This window comes from Nostoc sp. (genome assembly GCF_036917455.1).
In the GTDB taxonomy this organism is placed as follows: domain Bacteria; phylum Cyanobacteriota; class Cyanobacteriia; order Cyanobacteriales; family Nostocaceae; genus Nostoc.
On sequence record NZ_JBALDK010000126.1, the window covers coordinates 1 to 4,719 of the forward strand.

The window sequence follows — 4,719 nt, forward strand, 5'->3', positions numbered from 1 at the left end:
AGAAGCTGGTAAGATATCTCTCAAAATCTTCACCCAATAGTTAAACGCATCATTAGCTTTAGTTTTTGATATATCAAATAACAAGCCTAAAATATCAAAAGTTGGTTTTTGTCGGAGGTAAACTAGACATAAACAAACTCCTTCTTTGGGAGACATTTCTGGTTTACGCCCGCCACCAGGAGCGATAATACGAACTTTGTTTTTTTCAATTTCTGTTTGTTTCTGTTTATGTCGTTGCTCTGCCAAGACAACTAATGTTATAAACTGTTCATAGTTAATACCAATTAATTGTTTTGCTGACTGGAGATGTGATTCAATTCTTATTAAAAGACTCGTCATGGTTGTTGCACTAATTTATTTATTCATATATCATTTTCTCACAAGTTTTGTTTTAAGGATATGTCTAATGTGTCGCCGAAAACATTAAATTCCATGACTTTTTCCAATTACCCAATTACGCCGGAAAAATCGGGCTAAAGCCGATTCTTCTAAAGATAGATAAATTGGCCGTCCGTGGGGACAGGTGCGAGGGTTGCGAGTCCGTTGCCAATTATCTAAAAGTGTCTGCATTTCTTCTTGGTTCATGGGTGTACCATTACGAATGGCACTGCGACAGGCGACAGCTACTTGAGCAGTTTGTAAATCGCCTCCCCAACTAAGCTCTAAAATTGCTTCTGCACAGTCGTCTCGCTGTTGCAAAGGTGTGGGTATGTTTCGGACAACCCAAAGTTGCTCACCAAAGGGTTCTATTTCTAAACCGATGCGTTCCAGTTGCGATACTTGCGCTGGGGACAATTGATAAAGAATGATTGGCGGTTCAACAGGGACAAGTTGCCAATCATCACACAATTGCTCATACAAAACTCGCTCATGGGCAATGTGCTGTTCGACTAACCACATACCACTTGAATGTTCAGCCACAATATAGGTGTTGCTAACTTGAGCAACAGCTTTTAAAGAGTTAGGAGTTGGAAGTGAGGAGTTAGGAGTTTTAGGATTGAAATTGTAGCCGCCTTTGGTTTCTGCGGCTTTGAGTAATTTGCTAACTCGTGTTGTGTGAACAGCTTCTTTGAGATTGCTAGAAGAAATGCTGAGTGTTTGGTTAATTGCTTGGGTAATTTGCTCTTGCCAATAAATGATTTCGTTGAGGTAGATTTCTGTTTTGGCTGGATTGCGATTCCAGTTAATTTGGTCGGGAGAAATTGCCAGATGTAAGAAACAAATTGGATAGCGATCGCGTGGTAATGTTCTGTGAAATGCTGATAATATCGTTTGCTCTAGTTCCGGTGTCTTAACCATCCGTCCGTTAATAGCTACACGTACCCAATCTGGACGATGACGATGACAGCGATCAGGTAATCCTACCACTAAATTTAGTGAGGAGTTAGTACAGACGCGATTAATCGCGTCTGTGCAAGGGTGGGGGAGTTGGAGTTTCACCTCTTGCAAATCACCTTGTCGCACCTGGGGTAAAATCTGCGGTAGTAGTTGCCCAGTTGTTGCTGCTGGAGAGATGGTGAACCATTGACGGTCATTTTGCCAAATCTGCCAGGTGACGTGGGGATGACACAGAGCAATTTGTTGAATTGTGGCTTGCACGGCTTTCATTTGCTGTGCTGCTGTGGGTAATCCCTGACGACGAGATGAGCAATTACCGAAAAGATGGGAAACTGTAACTACTGTACCAGGTGCGATCGCAGTTACTTCAACTTGCACAACTTCCCCACCATTGCCATAGCTAATCCGCCATCCTAATTTTCCACCCACAGGACGACTCAAAATTTCTAAATCTGCCAAAGTTGTTAAGCTGTGTAACGCCTCACCACGAAACCCCAAACTGTTAATTTTCCATAAATCGGCACTAGAGCGAATTTTACTGGTACTGTGGGCTGTGGCTGCTTGTTGCAAGTCATCTAGGTTCATTCCACAGCCATTATCTGCCACACGAATTCGCCATTGCTGTGGCCATAGAGAAACCACAATTCGCGTTGCACCTGCGTCTAGGGAATTTTCTACCAATTCCCGCACCACAGAAGCTAAAGAGTCGATTACCTCACCAGCTGTAATAAGATATACGACTTCTGTTGGTAGAGCTTGAATAGTAGATGCCATAAATTATAGTTTATAGCTTCTGGGGGTAAGGTAAGTGGGGGAGAAATCAATTCAAAATTGTTTGTGCAATATTTGTCTGCGAGATGCTGTTCGCGTTCGCAGAGAAGAAAAAGACCGGAGGATATGTAGCCTTAGCTTATCGTAGCTTGGGCAAATAAGAAGGCGAATTAACGAGGAATTTTTATTAATTGTAAAGAAAACTCAATTACAAGGCGATTTTTGATAAATTGCTTGTGAGGTTATAAGCGGGATAAGCTTATGAGTAATAATTCAGTTGCTGATGTCCATGATTTAAAGACCCGTTTGCAATGGGGTCAACCAGGTTTTACAATTGTCTACATCTCTCAAAACCTTGTGTAGGGGAGCAGGGGAACAGGGGAGCAGGGGAGCAGAGGAGAGTTCAAATACAAAGTTCTTTCCCCTCTGCCCCTCTGCTCCTTTGCCCCTCTGCCCCTCAAGCTTGTGAGAAATGCGGGTTAAGCAAGCTACATGCAGCGTCTCGTAGAGAGCGTGATTACGAATTACGAATTACGCAAAGCACTACTTGGTGATGGTTAATTACTATCTCTTATTGCCAAAACTTTAGGTGGTTCAGGTTTGAGCAAACCGTTTAACAACGATGCAGGACGTTCGCCATAAGGCCAAGCGAAAGCATGACGGAAAGCAGCATCCTGACAAGCTTGTAGTTGTTCAAAGCTAATAATGTCGTAAGTTAAGAGATTTTCATACTCAAACGGTAGACGCACATTGTGCAACCCAGCATTATCAGTACAAATAGCGATATCGACCCCAGCATTAAAACATCGGTCAAAAACTAATTTGAGTTGACGGATATCCTGCAAAGTACCAGTTTTTAGGTAAGTTGTGGGACAAACCTCTAAACACTGTCCGCGTCTAGCAACATCATTAAGTAACTCTGGATATAATAGGGGGATTTGGATACCGTGACCGATTCGCATCAGATAGGGTAACAGTTCAGGGTAACAACCGGCGGTGGTTTCATATAGATGTCCAGTGGTATTAACGCCTAGCGATCGCGCATAATCATATAAGCTAATCCATTCTTCTAAGCGATCGGCATAATAGCTATCACCCCCTGCTACATCTACTGCACAGACATACTGCTTATTTTGCGCCGCCAAATCGATAATCGCCTTGTTCACCTCATAAGGTAGGCGCGTGTGCATACAAAGAATTTGGCTAGTAACAATCGGATGTTCTGGCTGGTAGCTAGCAAGTCCTACTACTTTCACAATTTCTGCCATCTTGTCAATTCTCTGTGATTGATTTAGATGCTCAGGTGTCCGCAAATAGGGGGTGTAGCGTAGTTCCAGATAAGCTAAATTTTCAAAAATGTAAGCACCCCGCACCAAGCGATAGATAAAGTAAGGCAAAGTCTCCACAGTTTGCACACTTTCTACTAGGGTGTGTAATTCTAGATACTCATCCAGGCTGTTACGCGGACGAGTATAAAAATCTTCAAATTCTGAATAGTCAGCAAAGCGGGAAATCAACTCCGAAGAATGTCGCTCAAAATATCGCCATAAAACTCGCGGTACGACGGAACCGCCCAAGTGCCTATGTAATTCAGCATATAAAGCCATAGTGGTATTTTTAGATAAAAATTTCAATAATTGTAACAAAAACATATAAGGAAAAATCTGCACTCAGAAAAATTTAGAGCAGAGAGATATTTAGTCCTATCTGGGTTTTCAAGATCAGGCTTTCAAGTTAGTACACTATGGCAATTTACCTACCATCAGATTTAGCCCTGCCACCCCACTACATATACTTCAACACGCTTGGGTTAAAATCAAAATTCTATTGTCAGTTTTTTTAACGTAGACGCGGAGTGCTTTACCATAGAGGACACAGAGAGAAAGAAAAATACTTAACTGAACCGTATTTTCATATAAGTAAGTGAATTGCTCCTCCTGCCTCCTCCAATAAAATCCAGGATTGAAAAGAGTTTTGAGCATAAATCAACTTGACATTATCAAGATGAAATTGATAAAATTCATAACCCGTAGTTTTTGTGTTATACTGAGATAAATATTTAAATTGTTGAGCAAGTGAAATATAGGAATATATTTTCCTTTAGCTAAACAAAATCTTGGGCGAGGTTGATATTAAGTGAAAATTCAAGCATTAGATGTCAAGGCTGGCGATCGCATTATTGCTTACTGCAACAACAAAATGCAAACCTGCAAGGTAAAACGCATCTTAGATCCCGGTCAAGCTAATATCACACTATCAGTATTCACCTCTGAAAATTATCGTGGCTGCTCAGTTTCATCTATAGTCCGCTTCCAGTCAAACGCCTTGGTTGATTTGGTAAGTTAAAAATCAAGGAAACATTCAATTTCAAAAATGTCTCTAGCAATTGTCCAGCCTCAAGCTGGATTTAATTTTTATTAAAAGTGCGATACCTGGGTTGGGCTACGCCTAGATAGATACCAGTCTGTGAAAATTTCCTTTATCTAAATCCCTGACTTCTCAAAGAAGTTGGGGATTTAACTTTTCACCAAAAATTTAGGACTACTATATGCATTTTCATAGAGAATTATTATAAGTAAAAGCAAATTTTCAATAAAAGGAAAGTAAAGG

The 4,719-nt window shown here is 41.0% G+C and carries 4 protein-coding genes; 1 reads left to right on the top strand and 3 read right to left on the bottom strand.

The annotated features are described in order from the left end of the window. From V7K42_RS13360 to V7K42_RS13370, 3 genes are all read right to left on the bottom strand, one after another. Positions 1-339, bottom strand: a 339-nt coding sequence (locus V7K42_RS13360; protein WP_334916862.1) for a helix-turn-helix domain-containing protein, incomplete at its 3' end; no start/stop codon positions are given. An 84-nt stretch (positions 340-423) separates the two neighbouring features. Next, positions 424-2,112, bottom strand: a complete 1,689-nt coding sequence (gene mutL / locus V7K42_RS13365) for a DNA mismatch repair endonuclease MutL (protein WP_334916864.1) — start codon at positions 2,110-2,112, stop codon at positions 424-426. 554 nt (positions 2,113-2,666) lie between these two features. Next, on the bottom strand, positions 2,667-3,716 hold the full coding sequence (locus V7K42_RS13370; RefSeq protein ID WP_334916866.1) for an adenosine deaminase: 1,050 nt from the start codon (positions 3,714-3,716) through the stop codon (positions 2,667-2,669). A 529-nt stretch (positions 3,717-4,245) separates the two neighbouring features. On the opposite strand from V7K42_RS13370, the gene V7K42_RS13375 reads away from it, so the two are divergent. Then, positions 4,246-4,455, top strand: a complete 210-nt coding sequence (locus tag V7K42_RS13375; protein WP_041565457.1) for a hypothetical protein — start codon at positions 4,246-4,248, stop codon at positions 4,453-4,455. Positions 4,456-4,719: the final 264 nt, after the last annotated feature.